The following is a 25,630-nucleotide window of genomic DNA, read 5'->3' on the forward strand; positions in this document are numbered from 1 at the left end:
GCCAGCCCCAGCTCTTTCTCCTATATTCTATCTGATGTCGCGCGGCCGATCCATGATCAGCGGCGCATCCGATAGCGGTGCCTTGGCGCTGCATGACCCCACCGAGCGGCGCACGAACTGGTAATCCTCGCGTGCACGCGCATCGTTCACCGGATCGCCGCTCGACAAAGCGGAGGCGGGCAGCTGGTTTGGAAGGCCGTTGCAGGCAAGGCGATACCATAACAGCGTGTCGCGCCGCGGTGCCTCTGCGGCCTCGTCCACAATTTCGGTCAGCGATACGGACCAGCGTTTCTCTTGGCCCGGACGGCTGAGCACGCTGATCGCGATCGGGCGCTTTTCTGCGGTCGAGAGGAATATCTGCGTCTCGCCCTCGCCCGGAATATTGCCCGGCACGTGAAACGCGCTGGTCACGCCGGTGATCGGCGCGGGCGCATCGATCGCCACCGCCTCGCGCGCCACCTGCCGCACCAGCGAATCGGTCTGCGGACCATAAGCCAGCAGCGATGCCGGGCCGGAAAGCTGCAGCTCTCCATTTCCGGTGATGCGGCCAAAGGCGAAGTAGCGGCCGCCTTTCAGCTTCTGCGCACGCCCCCGGGCATCGCGCGGAACATCGGCAAGGAAGCGAATCTGCGGCGGCAAGGCGCTCGACCCGCGGATCAGGCTGTTGACATCCGCCTCCACATAAACGCGCGCGATCCCCGGTGGCAGTGGCCCGGCCCGGTCTGCGCCCAGTTCGGTGGCGCGGGTGACGCTGAGATCGACGATCGCGGGGGCCTGCGTCACCTGATCGGCGACGGCGACATAGCTGGGCGGATTTTCTTCGGCCGCGCGGTCATAAGCGGCGCTCGGCACACTGGCGCAGCCGCCCAGGAACATCGCCGTAGACGCGATGAGTTGATACATTCTTACATTCCGCATGGACTACTGCCCCTGATCTGTCATACGCTTGTGGTTAAAGGCCCATGTCCGATGTGCCCTGTCAATCGTATGAACCGTGCACCGCATCCATTTTGCGGGCCGGACGTACAATACAGGTCAGTCTGCGCTTGGGAGACTGGGCATACCCTATGCATTAAGCGCATTGCCCCGGCCGGGGAGCGCGGTTAAGGCGAGGATGCCTGAGGAGAGAAAGCCGTTGCGCGCGGGCCGATTGCTGCTTTAGCAGTGTTGGTTCGTGTCCTGCGGGGAAGTGAAGGAGCAACGCAGCCGAATGGCCTATGCAGACCAGGAAATGAGCAATACTAAGCTCGTTTCGATCGTAATCGTTGTCATCATCCATGTGCTGATCGGGTATGCTGTTATCACCGGTCTGGCATATCAGGCGGTGAAGAAGGTGGCACAAGACCTGAACGTCGTGGAGGTTCAGGAAGAGGAGCCGCCGCCACCGCCGCCGGAAGAGCCGCCGCCACCGGAACCCGATCCGCAGCCGCAAGTCGATCCGCCGATCGTCTCGCCGCCGCCGATCGTGAAGACACCGTCGCCGCCGCCGCCGGTTGCTACCGTTCGGGATATCCCGCCGGCAGCGCCTGTCACGCCGACGTTTAACAAGATCGGTCCGGTTCCGAAGCTGGCTCCGCCGCCGCCACCTCCGCCGCCTCCGCCCCCGCCGCCGCCTCCGCAGCGCGCGAACCCGGAGCCGTCGAACAATCCTGGCGGCTGGGTTACGCAGAACGACTATCCGTCGCGTGCGCTACGTGAAGGGGCGACCGGAACCACCGGTTTCCGTCTGACCGTGGGCTCTAACGGCCGTGTGAGCGGGTGCTCCATCACCAGCTCGAGCGGAAGTAGTGAGCTCGACGACGCGGCGTGCCGTAACGCAACCCGGCGTGCCCGCTTCAAGCCGGCGCTGGATTCGCAGGGCAATCCCACAACGGGCAGCTATACCACGCGCGTTCGCTGGGAAATTCCGGATTAAGATCAGTGCGCGGGGCCTGCCGGGGCCGGCTCCGCGACGCAGCTTGAATATATTTCGAAGAGGAAAGTCACACCATGTCCATTGAACTCTTGAGCGCTGCAGCCGGTGGCTCGCAGAACAAGTTCGGCCTCTTGGAGGCTCTTAACGAAGGCGGTTTCATCAGCTGGGCGATCTTTGTCGTCCTGGTGATTATGTCGGTCGGTTCCTTCTACATCCTGTTCACCAAGCTGTTCGAACAGCAGAAGGTGATCAATCAGGGCAAGAAGGCCCGCGCCGGTTTCTGGCGTGCGTCCAGCCTGAAGGAAGGCTCGACCAAGCTGGAAAAGAACAGCGCCTACAAGCAGCTCGTCGATGACGGCCTGCATGCACAAGAGCGTCACGGCCAGATGACCGACCAACAGGAAGCGCATGATTACCTGCACGGTTCGCTCGCTCGTTCGGAGGCGTCGATCAACACCAAGCTCAACAGCGGTCTGGCGTTCCTCGCTACCGTGGGTGCAACGGCACCGTTCGTCGGCCTGCTCGGCACCGTGATCGGCATCTACTCGGCGCTCATCAAGATCGGTATTGCCGGTCAGGCATCGATCGACGCCGTTGCCGGCCCGGTCGGTGAGGCGCTTATCATGACGGCGCTCGGCCTGTTCGTGGCCGTTCCCGCGGTGCTTGCCTACAATTGGCTCCAGAGCCGTAACAAGTACATCCTGCGTGATCTCAACAGCTTCTCGAACGACCTCCTCGCCTATATGGGTTCGGATGGCCGCGTGAAGCCGCAGATCGCTACCAACACGTCGACTGCCACCAAGCCGGTGACCAAGTCGTCCGGTCAGGCCGGCGGCGTGCAGTCCCCGGCGGTGAAGCCCGGCACGACCGAGCGTCCCGGCACGACCACGACGAAGCGTTAATTCAAGGCAGGCGGGCGGGGGCCTTACCCCGCCCGCAAGCTTCAGACGCAAGACGTAATGGCCGGACACGGCCGAGAAGATCAGAGGATTTAATCAATGGCCATCAGTTCGGGAGGCGGAGGCGCAGAGACGCCGATGTCCGACATCAACACGACGCCGCTCGTGGACGTCATGCTGGTGCTTCTCATCATCTTCCTCATCGCTATTCCGGTCGTGATCCAGACGGTTGATCTCGAATTGCCGGTTGTGAAGTTCGAGCCGACCATCACGAAGCCGGAGAACGTTCTGCTCGCGGTCAGCGCGACGGACGTGAACGGTGTCGATCCTGGTGAGCCGGGTTTCGAAGGCGCATCGCCGAACGGCCAGTGCCGGGTCTATTGGAACGTGACGCCGATCGATTCGACGGAGCTGGTCGACCGGGCCGTCAAGAAGCTTGAGGCCGAGATCGATGCACTAGGCGGGCCGGCTGCGATTGAATCGGGTCAGGTCGCTCCGGAAGATCTGCCGGAGGTGCACATCCGCGGTGACATCAACACCCCGTATCGCTGCATCGGCGGTGCGATCTACCAGATGCAATCTGCCGGTTTCTCGAAGGTCGGGTTCATTTCCACGCCGATCGAGATTCAGACCGCCCTGTAATCGCGACCTGTTAGCTCGGGGCGCCAGCGGCGTCCCGCAGAGACCAATTTAGGAGAAAATGTCATGGCAATGAGCGGTGGTCGCGACGACGGCGCCCCCATGATGGAGATGAACACGACGCCGCTGATCGACGTCATGCTCGTGCTTCTCATCATGTTCATCATCACCATCCCGGTTCAGACACACGCGGTGAAGATCGATCTGCCGGTCGATAGCAGCAACCCGCCGCCGCTAGTCGATCCCGTGGTGAACAAAGTGATCATCACGCCGGACGACGTCATCCAGTGGAACGGCCAGCCGATTACCTTGCAGCAGTTCGACCAGCTGCTTCAGGAATCGCGGCAGATGACACCGGAGCCTGAATTGCAGTTTCAGCCCTCCGCGACCACACGCTATGTGATCGTCGACGAAGCGCTGGCGTCGATCAAGCGCTCGGGCATCACCAAATTCGGGTTTGTCGGGAACGAGCAGTTCCGCCAATTCGGCAAAGCTGCGGTCATGCCCAAATAAGCTGACTTTTTTCGGAACAGAGAAAGGCGGTACCGCAAGGTGCCGCCTTTTTTCGTTGGAAAAAGGCCGTTCCGGCTTCCGCATAGCGTCTTTGTGAAGGAAGGCGAAGTGTAGCTGATCAGCGTGCGGCGGCTGACGCGAGAGCGTATCTAGCGCCGCTAAGCGCTCCACTAATGGCGCAAGTCCCCGAACTGCGCCACTGCGCCCCCACGCGCCCAGCGACCGGTTGGTCTCAAATCGATAAACCAACTTACCCTTATTCGATCAGGCCGAAGGTGCGGTCGAACCAGGCGTAGATCAGACGGTCGCAGGCCATGTCGCGCGTGGCTATACAGATGAAGGTGCGCCCGTCCTTTGGAAAGCGCTGGGCGGCCACGCTCATGCCGTAGGAAAAGCCGCCATGGCCCCAGAGCGGATGCTTGCCCTCCTGCACCACGAAGCCCAGGCCGTACCAGGGTGTGTCGCCTGGCACCGTGGCCATCGCGAGCGTTTCCGCGGAGACCAGCTTGCCTGCCTGTAGCGCGGCGAAGAAGCGCACCAGATCCTCGGCACTCGCCACCCCGCCGCCCGCCGCCGATCCGCTCCAGGGCAGCGCATCGGTGCTGGGAATGGCTTCGGGCTCGCTTTCGAAGAAAGTGGAATAGCCCACGGGGACGTCCGCGATGTGATCGCGGTCGGGATAACCCGCTTCGGTCATTCCCGCGGGCTCGAAGACATGGGCCTGGATGAAGTCCGGATAGCGTTCGCCGGACACGCGCTCGATCACCGCACCGAGCAGGATAAAGCCGTAGTTCGAATAATCGCTCTGACTGCCTGGTGTGAAAGCAGGAGCCCGGTTGCCGTTAAGTTTGATCAGATCGTCGATCGTGCGAACCCAGGCGCGGTTGGCCGCATCCTCGCGCTGCAATATCCCCGCATCACCGGTACCGCCGCGATGGTTGAGCAACTGCCGGATGGTCACCTTCGCCATCTCCCGGTTCGGATAGTCCGGCAGATAGCGCGACAGCGGCGCGTCCAGCGCCACCTTGCCCTGTTCGAGAAGCTGGAGGATCGCGACCGCGGTGAACATTTTCCCCGCCGAGGCCAGAAACCTGGGCGTATCAGCTGTGATCGGCCGCGGATCGTCATGTGAAAAGCTGCCACGGGACAGCATCCACGGCGCCTCGCGATCCCGCACCACGATGATTGATCCGGCGAATTCGTCCCGCTCGGCAAGCCTGTTCGCGATGTCCGTCGTTGCCGCCCAGGCTCGCTCCGGTGCCATCGCGAACGGCTGCAGATTGAAATCGCGCAGCGTCTCGCCGTCCTCATCCACCCTGAAGGAGAGCCGGGACAGCGCCGGAAAGCAGCGCTCGGCCAGCAGCGCGCTGAAGGCGGTGCCTTCGTCCTTCTCCACGCGCACCAGATCGAAGCCACAGGTTTCGGTGCGCTGATTTCGCGGGGTCACCGCCAGCGGATCGTTCAGATGTGTGCGTGCGAATGCCGTGATCGCCGAACTATCACCCGAATTGAACGTGCCGAGCCATTCATCGAAGAGCTGGCGGGCCGGTTCGGCCTGCGCCGCGCTTCCCAAAGGCGTGACTGCCAGAGCCAAGCCCAACGTCACTGCTTTTCGCACCATGATCTCGCTCCTGCGCTGACCGGCGTAGTCTGACAGACGCAGGGCCGCTGCGCGAGCGGCTCATCGGCGAGGGTTCACGAACTGGAGCCTCAGCCGAGGCGCTCAAGCCTGAAAGTTCAGGCGAGCAGCTCGCTCAGTCGTTCGATCAATTCGCGGTTCGCGGCAGGCTTGGCGATAACAGGCGCGCCAAGCCGGTGGATCAGCTCGCCCTGCCGGTCCAGATCGCCCGAATGCAGCAGGAAGGGGACGCGAAGCTTTTGCAACGCGCGCGCCACCGGCTCGCAGGTCTTTTCCTGACCCAGCGTCACATCGAGGATCGCCGCATCCGGTGCCTGAGCTTCCACGCGTTCCAGCGCACGCGCCAATGTCCGCGCGGTGCGGACCGAAGCGCCATGGTCCTCCAGCGCGATCTGCAGATCGAGCGCAATTGTCGGCTCGTCCTCGACCACGAGGATATCGCGCCCCTTCAGGGCGTCTCCACGCATTGTGTTGGCCATGTCGCTCTCAGTCATCCAACGGAACGCGCACGCACACATGCAGGCCCTGCGGCCGCCAGTCGTAACGGATGGTGCCTTCGGCGGCGGCGAGCAGGCGGCGCACGATGTTCGATCCGCTGCCCTTGCCTTCGGGTGGTTCGGTAACCGCGGGGCCGCCGTCTTCGCGCCAGTCGATCGCGAGCTCGCCGTCTTCGGCTTCCCATTCGATCGTCACCTTGCCGTGGTCGGTGCTGAGCGCGCCATATTTGATGGCGTTCGTCGCCAGCTCGTGCAGCGTCAGGCCGAGCATCGATACGATGTTGGTGTCCAGCTTTACCGGCTCACCCCGATAGCTGATATTTTCGCCGCCGCCGTCATAGGGGCCGAGCACCGCGCGCATCATCTGGCCGACGCCGATGCTGCCCGAGCTCGCCTCGTCGAGCGTGGTTTCGTACGCGCGGCCCAGCGCCTGGATCCGCGATGTGATCCAGTCGGCCATCTCCTCCTGCCCCCGGTCGCGCCCGGCCATGTTCACGATGGCCGAAATGACCGAGAACATGTTCTTCACGCGGTGGCTGAGCTCGCGCGCCATCATCTTGGCATGGCGTTCGTCGGCGCGCGCGGCGTGCACATCGGTGACGTCCCACTGGCTGCCGAAAAGATATTTCAGATTGTCGTCGTCGTCATAGATCGGGCCGACATGCAGCGCGTTCCAGAAGGCCGTGCCGTCCTTGCGGTAATTCAGCAGCTCCACCACGGTAACTTCGCGGTTTTCCACCGCCTTGCGGAGGCGAGCCACGGTTTCGGGGTCGCTGTCCGGGCCCTGCAGGAAACGGCAATTATGGCCGACGATCTCATCCTCGTCATAGCCCGTCAGCTCGCGGAACGCGCGGTTGCAGAAAACGATCGGATCGTCTTCCTGATTCGGATCGGTCAGGCAGATCGCCATGCGCGTCTGCGCCATGGCCTGTTCGAACAACAAACCGGAAGCGCCGGAAAAACGCTCCGTATTCTGGACGCTGCGAAATCGGCCGGGCGAATCGTCGAACGCTTCCATGGACTGGTCGTATTTCTCTGCCATTCGCGACAGTTAACACAATGGAGCGCGAACGCCAGCGAACAAAAAGTGGCCCTCAGGCGGAACCATGTTCGAACTGAAGACGGGCCAGCCGTTCGTACAATCCGCCCGCGCCTTCCAGCTCCAGATGGCTGCCCTGTTCGACGATGCGGCCTTCGTCCATCACCACGATCCGGTCGGCAGAGCGCACCGTGGCCAGGCGGTGCGCGATCACGACAGTGGTGCGGTCCGCCATCAGCCGGTCGAGCGCGTCTTGCACCAGCCGCTCGCTCTCCGCGTCCAGCGCGCTGGTGGCTTCGTCCAGCAGCAGGATCGGCGCCTTGCGCAGCATGGCGCGGGCGATCGCGATGCGCTGGCGCTGCCCGCCGGACAGGCGCGCCCCGCCTTCGCCCAGATAGGTGTCGAGGCCCTGCGGCAAGCCGCGCAGGAAGCTTTCGGCGTTGGCGAGGCGTGCGGCCTCCCACAATTCCTCATCCTCCGCGTCCCAGCGCCCATAGCGCAGATTGTCGCGCGCGCTGGCGGCGAACAGCACGGTTTCCTGCGGCACATAGGCGATGCGGCGGCGCAGTTCCGCGGGATCGGCATTGGCGAGCGGCACGCCATCGATGCGGATGCTGCCGCGCTGCGGATCGTAGAAGCGCAAGGCCAGCTGGAACAGCGTGGACTTGCCCGCGCCCGAGGGGCCGACCACGGCCACGGTCTCGCCCGGCTCCACGGTCAGCGTGAAATCGTCGAGCGCGCGGTCGTCCGGACGCGTGGGATAGCGGAAGGTGACGTGATCGAAGGCCAGGCTGCCGCGCGGGGCGGGCATATCCACCGCCTTGGCGGGCCGCGCGATGTCCGGTTCGGCCTGCAGCAGTTCGCCCAGACGGCTCGCCGCGCCCGCACCGCGCAGGATATCGCCCCACACTTCGGTCAGCGCGCCGAAGCTGGAGGCGGTGAGCACGCCGGCAAAGATGAAGGCGGTGATGGTGCCGCCGGTCAGCTGCCCGGAGACAACGTCCGTTGCGCCTTCCCACATGATGCCGGTGATCGCGCCGAAAATCATGCTGATGACGACAAGCGTCAGCCCCGCACGCCATTTGATCCGCCGCCGCGCGGTATCGAAGCTGTCTTCCACCGCGACGGCAAAGCGGCTGCGCTCGCGCGGTTCCTGCCCGAAGGCCTGCACGATCTTCATCGCGCCCAGCGTTTCGGACACCATCGCGCCGACATCGGCGATCCGGTCCTGGCTGTGGCGGGAGATCTGGCGCACCTTCCGGCCGATCAGCACGATCGGCACGATGATCAATGGAATGCCGATCAGCAGCATGGCGGCCAGGCCCGGCGCCAGCACGAACAGATAGATGATACCGCCGATGCCCAGCACGATATTGCGCAGGGCGATGGAAACGGTGGTGCCAACGGTCTGTTCGATCACCGAGGTGTCCGCGGTGAGGCGCGATGCGATCTCGCTCGGCCGGTTTTCCTCGAAGAAGCGCGGGGCCTGGCGCAGCAGATTGTCCTGCACCGCGCGGCGGATATCGGCCACCACCCGCTCGCCCAGCCAGCTGACGAAATAGAAGCGCGCGGCGGTGGCGATGGCCAGCACGCCCACGATCATGAACATGTAATGGAAATAGGGCGCGATATTGCCGGTGGAGGAGCCGAAGCCCTTGTCCACCATCTGCTGCAACTGGCGCGGGATGGCGAGCGTCGCCAGCGCCGCCAGCAGAAGCGAGGCGGCGGCAAAGGCCAGCTGCTTCGGGTAATTCAACAGATAACGGAAAACGATCTTGAGGCTGCCGAGCTTGCGGGCGGACCCCGGTTCGATCGCAGCTTTCGTGGGACGCCGTGCCATGGGCGGATCGGTTAGCAGGGGGAGGGGGGTTAGCCTAGTGGCAAAGGCGCGCTGAGAGTTTCCCCAGCATATCCCTGCCAGTCCACCCTCCCGCATACCCGTTCGCTGGTTCGGCTCCGGTCGTTGCGAAAACAGCACGCGGGCCAGCAAACCGCGCACTGCATTGCAACATTAACCTTTCGCGCTTACGTTGCGTCGTCCGACATACCGAATATTCGAAGGCCTCTCATGCTTTACGCCAGCTACGAATTTCAGCGCTCACTTCTGGCCGGTGCCAGCGTGTTTGCGAACATGGGCGCAAATTTGCTCACCAACCCGCTGAATCCGCTCAGCTATGTGGGGGCGGGGCCGGTCGTGGCCTCGGCGCTGGACGTGTTCGCGCACGCCGCAAGCCCGCGCGGCAAGCCTGCTTTCGGCATCGAATCTGTCGAAGTCGACGGCAAGACCGTGGTCGTGAAGGAAGAGATCGCGGCGCGCAAAGCCTTCGGTCAGCTCAAGCACTTCGTTAAGGAAGGCGTTGAGGGCCAGCCGCGCCTCTTGATCGTTGCGCCGATGTCCGGCCATTTCGCGACGCTTTTGCGCGGCACGGTGGAGCGCATGCTGCCTGGCCATGATGTCTACATCACCGACTGGCGCGATGCGAAGAATGTGCCCGTGGAAGCGGGCAGCTTCGATCTGGATGATTATATCGACTATATCGTCGAATTTCTGGAGGAAATCGGCCCGGGCGCGCACATGCTGGCGGTCTGCCAGCCCTCGGTGCCCTGCTACGCCGCCACCGCCTTCATGACGCAGGACGAGAACCCCTGCGTGCCCAAGACGCTCACCCTGATGGGCGGGCCGATCGACACGCGCGAGGCGCCGACCGCGGTCAACACGCTTGCCACCGAACGGCCGCACGCCTGGTTCGCGCAGAATGTGATCGCCACCGTGCCCGGCCTGTATCCCGGCGCGGGGCGCAAGGTCTATCCCGGCTTCCTGCAGCTGGCGGGCTTCATGTCGATGAACCTCGGCAGCCACCTCAACAGCCATTATGAGATGTTCAAGCATCTGGTGAAGGGCGATGAGGAAAGCGCCAGCGCCAGCAAGGATTTCTACGAGGAATATCGCTCGGTCTGCGACATGACCGCTGAATTCTACCTCCAGACCATCGAGATCGTGTTTCAGCGCCATGCCCTGCCCAAGGGGGAATGGCTGCACCGCGGCCGCCTGGTCGATCCCGGTGCGATCACCAAGACCGCGCTGCTCGCCATCGAGGGCGAGAATGACGATATCAGCGGCCTCGGCCAGACCAAGGCCTCGCTGACGCTGGCCAAAAAGCTGCCCGAGGCCGAGAAGAAATATTATATGGCCGAGGGCGCGGGCCATTACGGCATCTTCAACGGCAGCAAATGGCGCACCAAGATTGCGCCCGTGGTCGAGGAATGGATCGCCAAGCACAACGATTGAGGCGGCAAGGGGCGCTTTAGTTTTCGGCGGCGACGTGCCAGCCGTAAAGCGCCGCCAGCAGCAGCGCGGCCCATAGTCCAAGGACGATCAGCGCGCCCCAGCGCATCGCGGGATGTTCGCCGCCCTTGCGAGCCGCCGCCCGGAATTCCGCCATCAGCGCCGCGCCTGTCAATCGTTCGACCAGCCACAGACCCGCCGGTACGATCAGCGCGTCGTCAAGCAGGCCGATCACCGGAATGAAATCCGGGATCAGATCGATCGGCGATACCGCATAAGCGACGACCAGCCAGCCGGCGATCTTTGCGAGCATGGGCGTGCGTGGATCGCGCACCGCCAGCCAAATCGCGACCAGCTCGATCGCCAAGCGCTCCGCAAGACTGGGTTTGTCGGTTTTGTCCGGCTGCGGCATCGGTGGTCCTTTTCCGCGAGCAACCTAAACAGACCGCCGCTCCCGGCAAGCGCCAAGCTAGGCAAGCGCGGACGGCGCGCTAGGATGGCAGGCATGGACGCCCCGCTCATCACCACCGATCGGCTGATTCTGCGCGCGCAGACGCTCGCCGATTTCGACGCGGCCTATGCCGCCGGGCAGGAAGAACGCGTGCACCGTTATATCGGCGGGCCGCTGACGCGCGCGCAGGCTTGGGAGAAGTTTCTTCGCGGCCCCGGCTTCTGGGCTCTCCTGGACTACGGCCTCTGGACGATCGAAGAGCGCACGAGCGGTGCTTATGTCGGCCAGATCGGTTTTGGCCGGTTCGAGCGGGAAATCGACCCGCCGCTGCCCGCCATCCCGGAAGGCGCCTGGGTGTTCGGCCCAGACTTCCACGGCAAAGGTTATGGCGGCGAAGCTTTGGCGGCAGCGCTTCGCTGGGCCGATGCGCAGCTGAATAGCAAGCTGTGCTGCATCATCGCGCCGGAAAACGAACCCTCGCTCCGCCTCGCTGCGCGCCACGGTTTCGCCGAAACGCGGCGCGCCGACTATCACGGCAGCGAAACGGTGGTGCTGGAGCGGCTTGCGCCGGGCGGCTGAGCCCGGCGCACGAACGCGGCGTTCAGGTCGAAACGTGCAGCGCGCCGTCGATCGAATGGAACGCGCCGTTGATATATTCCGCATCGTCCGAAGCGAGGAAGGCCACCAGCCGCGCCACCTCTTCGGGGCGGCCATAGCGGCCCTCGGGCACGCCTTTTTCGCGCGCTTCCTGTGTCGTATCCCGGCCCTTGTCGAGCGAATCCATCATGCGGCTGTCGATCGGCCCGGGATTGATGCAGTTGCAGCGCACCCCCTTGCCCGCAACTTCCAGCGCCACCACGCGGGTAAGGCCGAGCACGGCGTGCTTCGAGGCGTTGTAGCCGCTCATGCCCGGCGCTCCGCTGAGCCCGGCCACGCTGGAGCTGTTCACGATCGCGCCCGATCCCTGTTCCAGCATCACGGGGACGACATGCTTCAAGCCCAGGAACACGCCGTTCACATTGACGTCGAATACTTTCTTGAATTCGTCGAGCGGATAATCGCCGATGGGTTTCACCGGCCCCTCGATCCCGGCATTGTTGTGGAAGATGTCGATCCGCCCGCCAAAGGCTTCGCGCGCCGCCTTCACATAATCGCGCACCGATGCTTCATCGGTGACATCCGCGGTTACGATCTTGAGCTGTTCGCCCGGCACGGCCTTTTCCAGCGCCGCGGTGTCCGCGCCTTCGATATCGACCGCGACGATCTTTGCGCCGCGCGCGGCCATCAGAGCCGCGGTGGCGGTGCCGATCGCGCCCGCCGCGCCGGTGATGAGTGCGACCTTGCCGCTAAGGGTCTGGGGCTGCTGGTCCATAAATGTCTCCGATGTTTGCCTGCCCCCTTGATACAAGAAACCCCGCCGGAGCGGGGTTCCATCGTTCTAAATATCGAAGACGATCACATCGTCGTTTCGACGTGCTTTTCCTTGGGATCGCCATAATTGATGTCGCCGCCGAACAGCATCTTCAGCTTGTTCGCTGCCGAAAGATCGGCTTCCCACATTTCGGCATTTTTCATGTCGAAGCGCAGCAGGGTAAGGTTCGGATCGTCCTTGCCGCCATCGAACCAGGCTTCGATCGCGTTGGACCAGAACTTGTCGATCAGGTCTCGATCGTCGCTGACGGACAGCGTGCCGCTGACCGAGGCGAAGAAATCATGGCCCTTCCCGGAAAACTCCACCATCGCTTCGGGGTGGGAGACGAGGCCGGTTGCCAGGCGATTGTCCTTGCCGGCGAAGAAGAACAGCGAATTCGGGATATCGTCGTCGAACTGTGCGGTCATCGGCTCCGAATGCGCGTTCTGCGCGGGAATGCCGATCATGACGAACGGGCTCTTGTCGAGCGCTTTCCAGAATTTTTCGACGATTTCCTTGCTGTTCATGATAAATCTCCTTTGCGTTTGCCCCTTCGAACGTGCGGCCCGCCGGGATCGTTCCCCCTGGCGAACGATCCGCGTGATTGGCGCCTCCAACGCCCTCTTGAAAAAGCGCGTCCCAGCGGCAAGACTCCGGCGCCACGGAATCGACGGCCAGTCCGGGGAGCGAGATGAACGTACAAAGTACCGCGGGGGCCGCGCAGGCACGCCGCAAGAAGAAGCTCGATCCGGCGGCGAACCCCGCCAAGCTGAAGAAGATCGGCCAGGTGGCCACGCGCAAGCTGAACGCCAACCCCTATGTCCAGCATGTCGATGTGGAGGGTGCGCAGGTCTATGTTTATCAGAATTTCTTGCCCGATGCGGACTGCGATCTGCTGATCGCGCGGATCGATGCCGAGGCGGTGCCGAGCACGCTGTACGAAGGCACCAAGCAGGAGAATTTCCGCACCAGCTATAGCTGTCACCTCAATGGCCGCGACGCGGACGTTTCGCGGATCGAGAACCGAATCGCCGAAGTGCTGGGCCTGTCCAATGATTTTTCGGAGACGATGCAGGGCCAGCGTTATCATATCGGCCAGGAGTTCAAGCCGCATCATGATTTCTTCCATGTGGGCGAAGGCTATTGGCAGCAGGAGCGCCATCAGGGCGGGCAGCGCAGCTGGACCGCGATGATCTTCCTGAATGATGTACCCGACGGCGGAGAGACCGAATTTCCGCAGCTCGGCATCGGCGTGACGCCGCGCAAAGGCATGATGCTGATGTGGAACAATATGCGGCCCGACGGCACGCCCAACATGAAGACCCTGCACGCCGGTACGCCGCCGCGGCTCGGCACGAAATATATCATCACCAAATGGTTTCGGCAGAACAACTGGCTGAAACTCGCCTACGCCAATGCGGAGGGGCAGTAAGCCCGGCAGCTTTTTACAGGCCCAGTGCGTTTGCCCTGCAACGAAAGGGTGACGATGAAAAGGCTCTTCCTTGCCGCGCTGATGCCGTTGGCGCTCACCGCCTGCCTGGGGCAGGTCCGCGAACCAAGTCTCGCCGCACCCGCGCCACCCTTCGATGCGCTGGCCTTTTTCGAAGGACATAGCGAAGGCGTCGGCACGCTCGACAAGATCGTCGGCAAGACCGAACAGACTCGCGTGTCGAGCGACGGCACGCGCCTGGACGACGGCAGCCTGCGCCTCGTCCAGCATATCGAGGAAGGCGACAAGCCGGAGCGCAAACGCACCTGGGTGGTCCGCGAGACCGCACCGGGCCGCTATGCCGGCACGCTGACCGATGCCGAAGGCCCCGTCACCGGTTCCAGCGAAGGCAACCGCCTGCACCTCGCCTACAGCATGAAAGGCGGCTTCTGCGTCGATCAGTGGCTCTATTTGCAGCCCGGCGGCAAGGTGGCGCTCAACCGCATGAAAGTGAGCAAGCTCGGCATCACCGTCGCCAAGCTGGACGAGACGATCCGCTAGGAGTGAGGGCCGGGGGAGCGGCGCGACAAGGCCCTGTCCTACAGCGGGGTCTATGGGGTATGCTGCGCAAATGTTCTGCCATTCGCGCCCCTCGATTGACTTGGTTGGCTTACCGCTTCCGGCGGTGAAAAATAGGCGCTCTGGACAGTGTGAAGTGTGTGAAGCTGGCGTCCTGCGGGCGCGGGGAGGGTCTTCATGGCGCAGGTGAAGGCGGCGCGGCCGCTCGAGCTGTTCAGCCGTGCCGAGTGGAGTGCGCTCACACGGGTGTCGCGCTGGCGGGGCACGTGGCTGGTGGTGCATTGCTGGGCGGTGATCGCGCTCGTCATCGGCGGGGCGCTATGGACCTGGGATGCGCTGGGGCCGCTCGCCGGGGTGCCGGCGGTGCTGCTCGCCATCGTCATCGTCGGCGGGCGGCAGCTGGGGCTGGCCATCCTGATGCACGACGCCGCGCATGGTCTGCTGAGCCCCAACCGCCGCTGGAACAACCGGCTGGGCGAATGGCTGACCGGCGCGCCCGTCGGCAGCGATCTCAAGGCCTACCGCACCTATCACCTCACCCATCACCGCTACACGCAGCAGGAGGAGGACCCTGACCTCATCCTCTCCAAGCCCTTCCCGACCAGCGGCGCGAGTCTGCGGCGCAAGGTGTGGCGCGATCTGACCGGCCGCACCTTCCTGCGCACGCGTGGCGCGCAGCTCGCGGCGGCATGGGCGGCGCTGAAGCAGCAACGACCGAAGACCGTAAGCCCTGAGCCTGTCGAAGGGCGGTTCTCAGACGCGGGTGAGGCACTCGGACGAGAGGCGTCCTTCGACAGGCTCAGGACTACGGATGTGGAGAGGGGTGAGGCGAAGGGGCCGGGCGAGGTGAAGTCCTTCGCCGGTGTCGCCATGCTGCGCTTCCTCGCCGTCAACGCGCTGCTGCTGATCGTGCCCTGGGCGATCGGCGCGGGGCCGTGGCCGTTCCTGATCTGGCTGGCCGCGCTCGCCACCACGTTCCAGCTGTTCCTGCGCGTGCGCAACATCGCCGAACATGCCTGCACCGCCACGGGATCGGACGATCCCTTCACCCATGCGCGCACCACCCATGCCAATTGGGCGGAGCGGGCCACCGTCGCGCCCTATTGGGTCAACTACCATTCGGAGCACCATTTGTTTATGGCCGTCCCCTGTTACCGCCTGCCCGCCGCGCACCGCCTGCTCGCCAAAAAGGGCCTCACGAGCCGCATGACCATCGCGCCGGGTTACGTCGCGGTGCTGCGCATGGCGGGGAGCGCGGCATGAGCGCCGATCTGGCGGCCAAGGGCCGGGCGATCCTGGAGACGCTGGTGGGCTTCGACACCACCTCGCGGCTCAGCAATCTGGCGCTGATCGAGTGGGTGGAGGAGTACCTCTCCGGCTTCGGCATCACCGGCCGCCGCGTGCCCAATGCGGACGGCACCAAGGCGAACTTCTACGCCACCGTGGGCCCGGATGTGGAAGGTGGGGTGATCCTGTCCGGCCATAGCGACGTCGTGCCGATCGACGGGCAGGACTGGTCGAGCGACCCGTGGACGGTGACCGAGCGGGACGGCAGGCTGCACGGTCGCGGGACGAGCGACATGAAAGCTTTCATTGCGCTGGCGCTGGCCGCCGTGCCGCGCTTCCAGGAAGGCAAGCGGCCGGTGCACATCGCGCTCAGCTATGACGAGGAGGTGGGCTGCAAGGGCGCGCCCGATCTGATCGCTAGCATTGCGGACCATGTGCCCGCGCCCGCGCTCGCCATCGTCGGCGAGCCGACATCGATGGCGGTGGTGACGGGGCACAAGGGCATCGCGCTGCATGAAGTGCGCGTGCGCGGGCACGAAGCGCATTCCAGCCTCACGCATCTGGGCGTGTCGGCGAACATGGTGGCGATCGGCCTGATGGGCGAGCTGGCGGCGCTGGCCGAGGGGCTGAAGGGACGCGCCGATCCGGACAGTCCGTTCACGCCGCCGCACGCCACGCTGACCGTGGGCATGATGAGCGGCGGCACGGCGAGCAACATCCTGGCCCGCGATGCCCGCTTCGTCTTCGATCTGCGCTGCCCGCCGGGGCAGGACCCGCTGGAGATCCTGGCGCCGTTCATGGAGCGGATTGCGGCGGTGGATGCCGAGCTGAAGGCGCGCTTTCCAGAATGCGGCGTGAGCGTGGAGCGGCTGTCGCACACCCCGCCGCTCGCACCCGTCCCCGACGGCCCGGCCGAAGCCTTCGTGCGATCGCTGACCGGAGACAACGGCCCGGCGCTCGCGGTGTCCTATGCTGCCGAAGCGGGGCAATTCGCGCGGGCGGGTTTCGCCACGGTGCTGTGCGGCCCCGGCTCGATCGAGCAGGCGCACCAGCCCGACGAGTGGATCACGCTGGAGCAGATCGACCGCGGCGCCGCGTTCATGGAACGGCTGGCGGCGCGGTTGAAGGAGTGAGGCGGGGGCGGCTTAGCGCCCCAAGGCCTCGGCGATCAGCGCGCGCGTGTTGGCGATGCCGTAGAGCTGGATGAAGCTGCCCATACGCGGCCCTTGCGAGGAGCCGAGCAGCGTCTCGTACAGCGCCTTGAACCAGTCGCGTAGGGACGCGAAGCCGTAGCTCTCATCCTTGCCGATGGTGTAGACGATGGTCTGGATGTCCTCGGCCTCAGCGTCTTCCGGCAGCTCGGCCAGTTCGGCATCGAGCCGCTCCAGCGCGGCCACCTCGCCGCCCTCCGGCGCGCGGCGGTTGAGGGTGGGGGCGATGTAGTCGCGGGCATAGGCCAGGGCGTTGTCGATGAGGCCGTCCAGCTCCGGATAGCGCTCCGCGGAGGCATCCGGCACGTAGTTGCGCAGGTAGCCCCAGACGGCGTCCTTGTCCGCCTCTCCACCCATCACGCCGACGAGGTTGAGGAGCAGGCCGAAGGTGACGGGCAGCTCCACATCCGGCACGTCGCCGTCATGGATGTGGTGCACCGGGTTGCCGAGGCGCTTGGCCGCATCCTGATCCTGCCAGTTGGCGCGGAACTGGTAGTAGTCGTCCACCGCGCGCGGGATCACGCCGACATGCAACTGCTTGGCGGACTTGGGGTTGGGGAAGATGTAGAAGGCCAGCGACTGGTCCGAGCCGTAGGTCAGCCACTCCTCGATGGTCAGGCCGTTGCCCTTGGACTTGGAGATCTTCTCGCCCTTCTCGTCCAGGAACAGCTCGTAGATCAGCCCTTCCGGCTTGCGCCCACCCAGCACCTTGGCGATGCGGCCGGACTGGACGCCGCTGTCGGTCAGGTCCTTGCCGTACATCTCATAGTCGACGCCCAGCGCCACCCAGCGCATCGCCCAGTCGACCTTCCACTGCAGCTTGGCCTTGCCGCCCAGGATCGACTGCTCGACCGTCTCGCCGCTCTCGTCCTCGAAGCGGATCATGCCGGCCTCGGCATCGACCACCTCGACCGGCACCTGCAGCACGACGCCGCTGGTCGGCGAGACCGGCAGCACCGGCGAGTAGGTCTTGCGGCGTTCCTCGCGAAGGGTCGGCAACATGATGTCCATGATCGCGTCGTAGCGGCGCAGCACATTGCGCAGCGCATCGTCGAACGCGCCGCTATTGTAGCGATCGCTCGCGCTGATGAACTCATAGTCGAAGCCAAAGCGATCTAGGAAGTCGCGCAGCTGCGCGTTGTTGTGCGCGGCAAAACTCTCATGCTTGCCAAACGGATCGGGAATGCGGCTCAGCGGCTTGCCCAGATGTTCGGTCAGCATCGCCTGATTGGGCACATTGTCCGGCACCTTGCGCAGGCCGTCCATATCGTCGCTGAACGCCACCAGCCTGCTCGGCGCGCCGCCGGTCAGGATCGTATAGGCCTGCCGCACCCAGGTGGTGCGCTGCACTTCCTGGAAGGTGCCGATATGCGGCAGACCCGATGGGCCGTAGCCGGTTTCGAACAGCACCGGTTCGCCGCCGGGCTTGCCATCAGGATAGCGCTTCAGAAGCTTGCGCGCCTCTTCGAAAACCCAGGCCTTGCTGTCCGATGCGGCGGTGCGATAATCCACGTGTGCTGTTTCCTTTTCGTTCCCGAATGGCATAAGCGGGAGGCGTGACTCACCTACCGTTCCCCGCGCTGCATGCAAGCCATGCGGGCATTTGGCTGGCCGAGCCGGGCGCCGCGCCGCGCGCGATATCCAAGGGCGATGCCATCGGCCGGGCGGCGGAAACGCCGGTGATTCTGATGAACGCGCCGCTGGTCGGGCGACGGTTGGGCTACCCCGATCTGTCGGGCCTGGACCTGCTGGAGCTGTTCGCGTTCGTCCATCCCGCCCGCTTCATGGTGCCGACACCTGCCGGGCTGGCGCGAGTGCTGGGGCTCGAAAGCAGCGCTCGAAATCCGCTCGGGACTTCGGAGCTCGCGGATGCTGCCATACCTTCGTTATATCTCGCGGCGGCCGAAGCGTTGCTCGGCACGCTCGGCGATCCGGCATGGGCGGAGCGTGAGGGCGCGTGGAACGCTGCGCAGGCGCTTTTCCGCCTGCGCTGGCCCTGGGCACCCGAAGTCGCCCGCCGAATCAAGCGCCCGGAAAAGGCCGAGCGTTGGTTGTTTGCCAAGCTTCCCGAGTGGGAAGAGCGTCCGCCGCGCGCGCAGCCCAAGCAGGTGCGGGTCGATGAGGATGAAGCGCTCAAAAGCCTGTCGAAGCTCACAGGAGAGAGCGCGGAGCGACGTGAGGGGCAGCGCTCCTACGCGGTAGAGGCGGCAAAGGCTTTCAATCCGCGCGCCGTGAAGGGTCAGCCGAACATGCTGCTGGCCGAGGCGGGGACGGGCATCGGCAAGACTTTGGGCTATCTGGCACCCGCGCATCGTTGGACCGAGAAGTCGGGCGGGGGTGTGTGGATCAGCACCTATACGAAGAACCTGCAGCGCCAACTGGTCGGCGAGACGCGGCGTATCTATCCGGACGAGGCGCAGTTTCGCGAGAAGGTGGTCGTGCGCAAGGGCCGCGAGAACTATCTGTGCCTCCTCAATCTGGAGGACGCGCTGCAGGGCGGGTTTCAGGGACGCGCCGCCGTGCTGTCTCAGCTGGTGGCGCGCTGGGCCGCCTACACCCGCGATGGCGACATGATCGGCGGCGATCTGCCCGGCTGGCTCGTCACCCTGTTCCGGCGCAACGGCACGACGGCGCTGACCGATCGGCGCGGCGAATGCGTCTATGCGGGCTGCCCGCATTACCGCAAATGCTTCATCGAACGCGCGGCGCGGGCGAGCGCGGATGCTGACATCGTCATCGCCAACCATGCGCTCGTGATGGTCAATGCCGCGCGCGGACGCGAGCAGGCGAGCCAGCCCACGCGCTTGATCTTCGACGAAGGACATCATCTGTTCGATGCCGCCGATTCGATGTTCGCTGCGGCGCTGACCGGGCAGGAGACGATCGAGCTCAGACGCTGGATCATCGGCCCGGAAGGCAAATCGCGCGGTCGCCGCCGGGGCCTCGCCGCGCGCCTGGCCGATGTGGCGAGCTATGATGACGAAGGCGGCCGCGCGATCGAGGCCGCCCGCACCGCCGCCACCGCGCTTCCGTCCGATGGCTGGCTGCAACGCGTGGCGGAAGGCGATCCGTTCGGTCCGCTGGAACGGCTGCTCTGGGCGGTGCGCGGCTTCGTCTATGCCCGCGACGAAAGCAAATCGGCCGAAGCGGGCTATGGCCTGGAAACGGAGATCGCCGATCTTGACGGGCCGACGGTGGAGGCGATCAACGGCGCGATCGAGGCGCTGGAGATGCTGCAGCGCCCGCTGGTCGTACTCGGGCGGCGGCTGGAGGCGATTCTCGCCGATCCGCCCGACTGGATGGACGCGCAGGCCCGCGCGCGAATCGATGGCGCGATGGCGAGCATGAGCTGGCGCGTGGATCTGCTGGGCGGCTGGATCGCGCTGCTCTCCAACGCGGTCGGCGCGGCGGATCCCGACTTTGTCGACTGGATGGCGGTTGATCGGTTCGAGGGACGCGATTTCGACGTGGGCCTGCACCGCCACTGGCTCGATCCGATGCGGCCCGTGGCCGAGATCGTGCTGAAGCCCGCGCATGGCGTGATTGTCACCTCCGCCACGCTGCGCGGCGGCGGGGATTGGGACAATGCGCAGGCACGCTCTGGCGCTATTCATCTGGACAGGCCCGCCGATCAGTTCACCGCCGTCAGCCCGTTCGACTATGCGAATCAGGCCGAGCTGTTGATCGTCACCGACATTAAGCGCGGCGACACCGCGGCGCTGGCCAACGCCTATGGGCGATTGATCGAGGCGAGCGGGGGCGGGGCGCTAGGCCTGTTCACCGCCATCCGCCGCCTGCGCGCCGTGCATGCGCGAATCGCGGACAGGCTCGCGCGGTCCGGCCTGCCGCTCTACGCGCAGCATGTCGATCCGATCGACACCGGCACGCTGGTAGATATCTTCCGGGACGATCCGCGCGCCTCCCTCCTCGGCACCGATGCACTGCGCGACGGCGTCGACGTCCCAGGCCATTCGTTGCGGCTTGTTATCATGGAGGGCGTGCCCTGGCCCAAGCCCAATATCCTGCACCGGGCGCGCAAGCTGGCGGCGGGCGGCAGCGCCTATGACGACCGGATCATTCGTGCCCGGTTGGCGCAGGCCTTTGGCCGCCTGATTCGCCGGGCCGACGACCGCGGACGCTTCGTGATGCTCTCCGCGGCCATGCCCTCGCGCTTTCTCGACGCCTTCCCTGCGGGCACGCCGGTTCGCCGCGTGACGCTGGCCGAAGCGATTTCCAGCATAAGCGGCCTTTCGGAGCATCGCGAAAGCGGGCAAGAAGGGGCGGAGCTGGAAAAGCTGCTGGGCGAGGACCTGATCGACCGATGAAGAAACTGACGCTGATCCGCCACGCCAAGTCCGATTGGTCGGATGAAGGCCTGCGCGATGTGGACCGCGCGATCAACGAGCGCGGCTGGCGGGCGGCGCGGGTGATCGGCAACTGGATGGCCGAGCAGCGCTTGCTGTTCGATCTTGTGCTGGCGAGCCCTGCCGTGCGCGTCGCCGAGACGCTTGACGGGTTGGTCGAAGGATATGGACGCAAGCTTGAGCCGGAGATCGACAAGCGCATCTATCTGGCGTCCTCGGTCACGCTGATCGAGGTGCTTCGTGACCGCGGCGGCGCGGCGGAGCATGTCATGATGTGCGGCCACAATCCGGGCATGGAAGACCTCGTGCTGGATCTGGTGCCCGATAACGGCGCTGGCGGCCCGCGCGAGGATGTGGAAGAGAAGTTCCCCACCGCATCCGTTGCTGAGATCGCGCTCGATATCGACGATTGGGCCGACTTGGACAATCGCAAGGGGCGCCTGGAACGGTTCACACGGCCGCGCGATCTTGCCCCCGATCTGGGTCCGCAATATCTGCGCTGACTGTCCCGGTTCTGCACGGCCCGGTCGGGCGAGTTGAACCGAAGTCTTTCCAATGCATTAATTCTTCAGCGGCTGTTCAGCAGATAGCCTCTTTATTTGAAGCATGCGCATCTGGAGAGTCGAAATGTCCGTGTTCAAAGTTCGCAATGCCCTCTTGCTCGCTGCCACCAGTCTTGGACTGGGCGCTTGTACCGGTCTCTACGGTGACGGCCTTTATACCGGAGTCTCGGTAGGTACCGGCTATTATGACGGCTACGGCTACAATGATGGCTATTATGGGTATAATAATTACAGCCAGTTCGGTGATCCCTATTGGGGTTGGTATGGCGATTATTACTATCCAGGCTCAGGATATTACGTCTACGATCGCTATCGCCGGCCTTACCGCTGGAACGACTATCAGCGAAATTACTGGATTCAGCGGCGCAATAGCTGGCGCGGGGATTATCGGCGCGATGGCTATTGGGGTGATTTCGACAGGGATCAGCGGCGCCGTCATGACCGGGGCGATTATCGCCGCGGAGATCGTGACGGCGACGGGCGTCGTTGGCGCGGACGGGATGGCGATGGTGATCGGCGCGGCTGGCGCGGTCGTGATCGCGACGGCGATGGTGATCGTGACCGTCGTGGTCGTTATCGCAGGGACGATCGTGCGGGATATCAGGGCGGCGTGGCTGCCGGTGCCAATGTCAGCGTAGAAGAGGCGCGGGCCCAGGCTGTGGCCCAGGCACGCGCAGCACGCCAGGCGCGACGCGCCAACGCGGGGGCCGAGCAGCCCGGTCGCCGAGGAAACGCGGGCGCTGCGGAGGCACGTGCCGCCGCTGTGGCGAGGCGGGCGGAGGCCGTTCGCGAAAGGGGAGAGCGTATGCGCGAGCTTCGCGATCCGCGGCTGCAATCCAGGGTCCGGCCGGACTGAAACAGCCGATAGCCGATATTAACTGGCGTCGAGGGCGCTCTCGAGGCGCTGACGGATAGCTTCCAATTGTTCGACGACCCGGCCCATCTCGGCCGGGTCGTTTTCCGTTGCAGGGTTTTCCGTTGCAGCGGACGCCTCTTCCGAGCCGCGGGCAGCTTCGAGATGGCGGCGCGCGCCCTTGATCGTGAAGCCGCGTTCCTGCAACAGCGCGCGGATCTCGCGCACCAGCGCCGCATCTTCGGCGCGATAATGGCGGCGGCCGCCCGCGCGCTTGAGCGGCGTCAGCATCGGGAACTGCTCTTCCCAGTAACGCAGAATATGCGGTTTCACGCCGATTTCGTCGGCCATCTCTCCGATGGTACGAAACGCGTCTTCGGCTTTGTCGGTCACGTCAGTTGGCCGACGGATTAATCATTCGCGAGCACGCGGCTGCGCATCTGCTGGCTGGGCCGGAACGTCAGCACGCGGCGCGGAGCGATCGGCACTTCGACGCCGGTTTTGGGATTGCGCCCGATCCGCTCACCCTTGTCGCGCAGGACGAAAGTGCCGAAGCCGGAAATCTTGACGTTTTCACCGCCCAGAAGCGCATCGCCAATATGGCCGAGGATCGATTCGATCATCCCCGACGCATCGGCGCGGGAAAGACCGACCTGCCGGTTCAATATATCTGCAAGATCGGCGCGGGTCAGGGTGCCTTCGGATCGCATGGCGGCGTCTCCATCTGATTTTCTGTGCGATAACATAGCGCTTTGCAGCGAATCTGTAAAAGACTTAGAAGCGCACCACCGCCGCGCCCCAGGTGAAGCCGCCGCCCATCGCCTCGAGCACGATCAGATCGCCGCGCTGGATACGGCCGTCGCGCACCGCGACGTCGAGCGCGAGCGGCACTGATGCGGCAGATGTGTTGGCATGCTGGTCCACCGTGACGACGACCTTCTCGGCCGGCAATCCGAGCTTGCGGACCGTGGCATCGATGATCCGTGCATTGGCCTGATGCGGGACGACCCAGTCCACCCGATCAGCGCCGACACCGGCTGCTTCCAGTGTTTCGGTCATCACCTCGGCAAGATTTACGACCGCATGACGGAAGACCTCCCGGCCCTTCATGCGGAGCTTGCCGACCGTGCCGGTGGTCGACGGGCCGCCATCGACATAAAGCATCTCACCATGCTCACCATCGGCATGAAGCCGTGTGGCAAGCACGCCGCGTTCGCTTTCTTCAGCGGCGAGCACGACTGCACCTGCGCCGTCACCGAACAGCACGCAGGTACCGCGATCTTCCCAGTCGAGAATACGGCTGAACGTTTCCGAGCCGATCACCAGAGCCTTGCTGGCCGACCCGGCGCGAATCATGCTTTCAGCGACCGACAGGGCGTAAAGAAAGCCGGAGCAGACCGCCGCGACGTCGAACGCTGCGCAGCCGCGAATACCGAGCAATTTCTGTATTTTGGTAGCGCTGGCGGGGAAGGTATTATCGGGCGTCGCTGTCGCCAGCACGATCAGATCGATATCGTTCGCTTCGATCCCCGCGGCCTCCAGCGCCTTTCGAGCGGCGTCAGCACCGAGGGTGGCAGTGGTTTCGTCCGCCTCGGCGATATGGCGGAATTTGATGCCGGTCCGCTCGGTAATCCATTCGTCCGATGTATCGACGCGCTGCGCCAGCTCTGCATTCGAGACTCGCGTGCGCGGAAGCGCAGAGCCGGTGCCCGCTATCACGGCCCGCCGCTGGTTCATGCAACATCGCCCTTTTTCGGGATGGCGGCCGCGATATCGGAGAGGCTTTCGCCGATTCGGTCGATCAGCGAATCTTCGACCAGCCGCGCCGCGACGGCCACGGCGTTGGCAACGCCCTTGGCATCGGCACTGCCATGGCTCTTCACCACGATGCCGTTGAGGCCCAGGAAAACCGCGCCATTGTGATTGTTGGGATCGAGATGGTGGCGCAGCAATTCGGTCGCAGGACGCGAAATGAGAAAACCGATCTTGGACCGGACCGAGCTGGAAAAGGCGCTGCGGAGCAGATCGGTCACGAACCGTGCTGCGCCCTCGACCGCCTTCAGCGCGACATTTCCGGAAAATCCATCGCTCACCACGACATCGACTTCGCCGCGGCTGAGCTTGTCGGCTTCGGTGAAGCCCTGAAAATGGAGCGGAAGATGATCCGCGCGGCTGAGCGCTGCGGCGGCATCGCGCAGCTCCTCGGTGCCCTTCATGTCTTCGGTGCCGATATTGAGCAGTTTCACCCGCGGGCGATCATAGCCGTAAAGGATGCGGCTATAGGCCGCGCCCATGACCGCGAACTCGACCAGGTTGCGCGCATCCGCCTCGGTATTCGCGCCGAGGTCCAGCATCACCAGATCATTGTCTTCCAGCGTCGGCAGCAGAGCGGCCAAGGCAGGGCGATCGATGCCGGGAATGGTGCGCAGCGCGATCTTGCTCATCGCCATCAACGCGCCGGTGTTACCGGAGCTGACGGCGGCGCTCGCGGCGCCTGATTTCACCGCCTCGATCGCCTGCCCCATGGAAGTGGACTTGGCCTTGCGAATAGCCTGTGTCGGCTTTTCATCACTTCCGACGACGCCATCGACATGCTGAATTTCAGAGGCCGCGCGAAGACCGGGATGGTTTTCCAGCGCGGCTTCGATTCGCGTTTCGTCGCCGACCAGCAGGAAGCTGAAATCGGGATGCCGGTGACGTGCCAGAGCTGCGCCCGCGATCATCACGCGCACGCCCTCGTCACCGCCCATCGCATCGATTGCGATACGCGGCTTCATGGGCACATTACCGTCCTTTCGGAGTCGGGCGGATCAGAACGCCGGCGCGAGGATTTCGCGCCCGTTATAATGATTGCACTCGCCGCACATATGGTGGGGGCGCTTCAGCTCGCCGCAATTGGGGCATTCCTGGAATGCCATCGGCTTCAGCGAATCGTGCGAGCGACGCATGCCGCGCTTGGACGGGGTCGTCTTTCTCTTGGGTACGGCCATCTCGGCACCTGTTCTCTTTATACAATTTGATCTGTTGCCAACGCGATACGCCCGAAGCACCCGGC

General features: G+C 64.4%; 27 protein-coding genes. 13 read left to right on the plus strand and 14 right to left on the minus strand.

Annotation, left to right across the window (positions count from 1 at the left end; translation table 11 throughout):
* Positions 1-27: 27 nt before the first annotated feature.
* Positions 28-903, minus strand: coding sequence for a hypothetical protein (locus tag I6A82_RS04080; protein WP_198093840.1), 876 nt, complete (start codon positions 901-903; stop codon positions 28-30).
* A 307-nt stretch (positions 904-1,210) separates the two neighbouring features.
* On the opposite strand from I6A82_RS04080, the gene I6A82_RS04085 reads away from it, so the two are divergent.
* From I6A82_RS04085 to I6A82_RS04100, 4 genes are all read left to right on the plus strand, one after another.
* Positions 1,211-1,915, plus strand: coding sequence for an energy transducer TonB (locus I6A82_RS04085; RefSeq protein WP_187335142.1), 705 nt, complete (start codon positions 1,211-1,213; stop codon positions 1,913-1,915).
* A gap of 74 nt (positions 1,916-1,989) precedes the next feature.
* A complete protein-coding gene (locus I6A82_RS04090) occupies positions 1,990-2,817 on the plus strand; it encodes a MotA/TolQ/ExbB proton channel family protein (RefSeq protein ID WP_187335143.1) in 828 nt (275 codons plus the stop codon).
* Between the two features lie 96 nt (positions 2,818-2,913).
* Complete coding sequence (locus I6A82_RS04095; RefSeq protein WP_198093841.1) at positions 2,914-3,456, plus strand: ExbD/TolR family protein; 543 nt, start codon at positions 2,914-2,916, stop codon at positions 3,454-3,456.
* Positions 3,457-3,519: 63 nt separating this feature from the next.
* Positions 3,520-3,966, plus strand: a complete 447-nt coding sequence (locus I6A82_RS04100) for an ExbD/TolR family protein (RefSeq protein WP_187335145.1) — start codon at positions 3,520-3,522, stop codon at positions 3,964-3,966.
* Positions 3,967-4,222: 256 nt separating this feature from the next.
* On the opposite strand, the gene I6A82_RS04105 is transcribed toward I6A82_RS04100, so the two are convergent.
* From I6A82_RS04105 to I6A82_RS04120, 4 genes are all read right to left on the minus strand, one after another.
* On the minus strand, positions 4,223-5,587 hold the full coding sequence (locus tag I6A82_RS04105; RefSeq protein WP_198093842.1) for a serine hydrolase domain-containing protein: 1,365 nt from the start codon (positions 5,585-5,587) through the stop codon (positions 4,223-4,225).
* A 116-nt stretch (positions 5,588-5,703) separates the two neighbouring features.
* Positions 5,704-6,084, minus strand: coding sequence for a response regulator (locus I6A82_RS04110; RefSeq protein ID WP_198093843.1), 381 nt, complete (start codon positions 6,082-6,084; stop codon positions 5,704-5,706).
* Between the two features lie 7 nt (positions 6,085-6,091).
* Positions 6,092-7,144: a PAS domain-containing protein gene (locus I6A82_RS04115; RefSeq protein WP_198093844.1), complete on the minus strand. Its 1,053-nt coding sequence runs from the start codon at positions 7,142-7,144 to the stop codon at positions 6,092-6,094.
* A 52-nt stretch (positions 7,145-7,196) separates the two neighbouring features.
* On the minus strand, positions 7,197-8,981 hold the full coding sequence (locus I6A82_RS04120) for an ABC transporter transmembrane domain-containing protein (RefSeq protein ID WP_198093845.1): 1,785 nt from the start codon (positions 8,979-8,981) through the stop codon (positions 7,197-7,199).
* A gap of 228 nt (positions 8,982-9,209) precedes the next feature.
* Here I6A82_RS04120 and I6A82_RS04125 point away from each other — a divergent pair, with 228 nt between their 5' ends.
* The gene (locus I6A82_RS04125) at positions 9,210-10,430 is read left to right on the plus strand and encodes a polyhydroxyalkanoate depolymerase (protein ID WP_198093846.1); all 1,221 of its coding nucleotides are present in this window, start codon (positions 9,210-9,212) and stop codon (positions 10,428-10,430) included.
* Between the two features lie 16 nt (positions 10,431-10,446).
* On the opposite strand, the gene I6A82_RS04130 is transcribed toward I6A82_RS04125, so the two are convergent.
* Positions 10,447-10,839 (minus strand): YkvA family protein, encoded by a 393-nt coding sequence (locus I6A82_RS04130; RefSeq protein ID WP_198093847.1) that lies wholly within the window; start codon positions 10,837-10,839, stop codon positions 10,447-10,449.
* A gap of 93 nt (positions 10,840-10,932) precedes the next feature.
* Between I6A82_RS04130 and I6A82_RS04135 the strand changes: the two genes are divergently transcribed.
* On the plus strand, positions 10,933-11,457 hold the full coding sequence (locus I6A82_RS04135; protein ID WP_198093848.1) for a GNAT family N-acetyltransferase: 525 nt from the start codon (positions 10,933-10,935) through the stop codon (positions 11,455-11,457).
* Positions 11,458-11,479: 22 nt separating this feature from the next.
* Here I6A82_RS04135 and I6A82_RS04140 read toward each other — a convergent pair whose 3' ends face one another.
* Both I6A82_RS04140 and I6A82_RS04145 read right to left on the minus strand, forming a co-directional pair.
* The gene (locus I6A82_RS04140; protein WP_198093849.1) at positions 11,480-12,250 is read right to left on the minus strand and encodes an SDR family NAD(P)-dependent oxidoreductase; all 771 of its coding nucleotides are present in this window, start codon (positions 12,248-12,250) and stop codon (positions 11,480-11,482) included.
* Between the two features lie 83 nt (positions 12,251-12,333).
* Complete coding sequence (locus I6A82_RS04145; RefSeq protein ID WP_198093850.1) at positions 12,334-12,816, minus strand: pyridoxamine 5'-phosphate oxidase family protein; 483 nt, start codon at positions 12,814-12,816, stop codon at positions 12,334-12,336.
* 164 nt (positions 12,817-12,980) lie between these two features.
* Between I6A82_RS04145 and I6A82_RS04150 the strand changes: the two genes are divergently transcribed.
* The 4 genes from I6A82_RS04150 to argE all read left to right on the plus strand — a co-directional run bounded on the left by I6A82_RS04150 (position 12,981) and on the right by argE (position 16,717).
* Complete coding sequence (locus I6A82_RS04150; RefSeq protein ID WP_198093851.1) at positions 12,981-13,721, plus strand: prolyl hydroxylase family protein; 741 nt, start codon at positions 12,981-12,983, stop codon at positions 13,719-13,721.
* A 54-nt stretch (positions 13,722-13,775) separates the two neighbouring features.
* Positions 13,776-14,279 (plus strand): DUF3833 family protein, encoded by a 504-nt coding sequence (locus tag I6A82_RS04155; protein WP_198093852.1) that lies wholly within the window; start codon positions 13,776-13,778, stop codon positions 14,277-14,279.
* Positions 14,280-14,543: 264 nt separating this feature from the next.
* The gene (locus I6A82_RS04160; RefSeq protein WP_332310928.1) at positions 14,544-15,560 is read left to right on the plus strand and encodes a fatty acid desaturase family protein; all 1,017 of its coding nucleotides are present in this window, start codon (positions 14,544-14,546) and stop codon (positions 15,558-15,560) included.
* A complete protein-coding gene (gene argE / locus I6A82_RS04165; protein WP_198093854.1) occupies positions 15,557-16,717 on the plus strand; it encodes an acetylornithine deacetylase in 1,161 nt (386 codons plus the stop codon). The genes I6A82_RS04160 and argE overlap by 4 nt, the downstream gene beginning before the upstream one ends.
* A gap of 12 nt (positions 16,718-16,729) precedes the next feature.
* On the opposite strand, the gene I6A82_RS04170 is transcribed toward argE, so the two are convergent.
* Entirely contained in the window at positions 16,730-18,340 is a 1,611-nt protein-coding gene (locus I6A82_RS04170) for a lysine--tRNA ligase (protein ID WP_198093855.1), read from the minus strand.
* 11 nt (positions 18,341-18,351) lie between these two features.
* Between I6A82_RS04170 and I6A82_RS04175 the strand changes: the two genes are divergently transcribed.
* From I6A82_RS04175 to I6A82_RS04185, 3 genes are all read left to right on the plus strand, one after another.
* Positions 18,352-21,120 (plus strand): ATP-dependent DNA helicase, encoded by a 2,769-nt coding sequence (locus I6A82_RS04175; protein ID WP_198093856.1) that lies wholly within the window; start codon positions 18,352-18,354, stop codon positions 21,118-21,120.
* Positions 21,117-21,662, plus strand: a complete 546-nt coding sequence (locus I6A82_RS04180; protein ID WP_198093857.1) for a SixA phosphatase family protein — start codon at positions 21,117-21,119, stop codon at positions 21,660-21,662. Before I6A82_RS04175 ends, I6A82_RS04180 begins: the two co-directional genes overlap by 4 nt.
* Positions 21,663-21,786: 124 nt before the next feature.
* Entirely contained in the window at positions 21,787-22,578 is a 792-nt protein-coding gene (locus I6A82_RS04185) for a peptidase (protein ID WP_198093858.1), read from the plus strand.
* 18 nt (positions 22,579-22,596) lie between these two features.
* Here I6A82_RS04185 and I6A82_RS04190 read toward each other — a convergent pair whose 3' ends face one another.
* The 5 genes from I6A82_RS04190 to rpmF form a co-directional block, all read right to left on the minus strand.
* Positions 22,597-22,926, minus strand: coding sequence for a MerR family transcriptional regulator (locus tag I6A82_RS04190; protein ID WP_198093859.1), 330 nt, complete (start codon positions 22,924-22,926; stop codon positions 22,597-22,599).
* A gap of 59 nt (positions 22,927-22,985) precedes the next feature.
* Positions 22,986-23,285: an integration host factor subunit alpha gene (locus I6A82_RS04195; protein ID WP_187335166.1), complete on the minus strand. Its 300-nt coding sequence runs from the start codon at positions 23,283-23,285 to the stop codon at positions 22,986-22,988.
* Positions 23,286-23,349: 64 nt separating this feature from the next.
* Positions 23,350-24,312, minus strand: coding sequence for a beta-ketoacyl-ACP synthase III (locus I6A82_RS04200; protein WP_198093860.1), 963 nt, complete (start codon positions 24,310-24,312; stop codon positions 23,350-23,352).
* Positions 24,309-25,352: a phosphate acyltransferase PlsX gene (gene plsX, locus I6A82_RS04205; protein ID WP_198093861.1), complete on the minus strand. Its 1,044-nt coding sequence runs from the start codon at positions 25,350-25,352 to the stop codon at positions 24,309-24,311. The genes I6A82_RS04200 and plsX overlap by 4 nt, the downstream gene beginning before the upstream one ends.
* Before the next feature lie 33 nt (positions 25,353-25,385).
* Positions 25,386-25,565, minus strand: coding sequence for a 50S ribosomal protein L32 (gene rpmF / locus I6A82_RS04210; protein WP_187335169.1), 180 nt, complete (start codon positions 25,563-25,565; stop codon positions 25,386-25,388).
* Positions 25,566-25,630 lie beyond the last annotated feature (65 nt).

Source organism: Novosphingopyxis sp. YJ-S2-01 (assembly GCF_016093175.1).
Lineage (GTDB): Bacteria > Pseudomonadota > Alphaproteobacteria > Sphingomonadales > Sphingomonadaceae > Novosphingopyxis > Novosphingopyxis iocasae.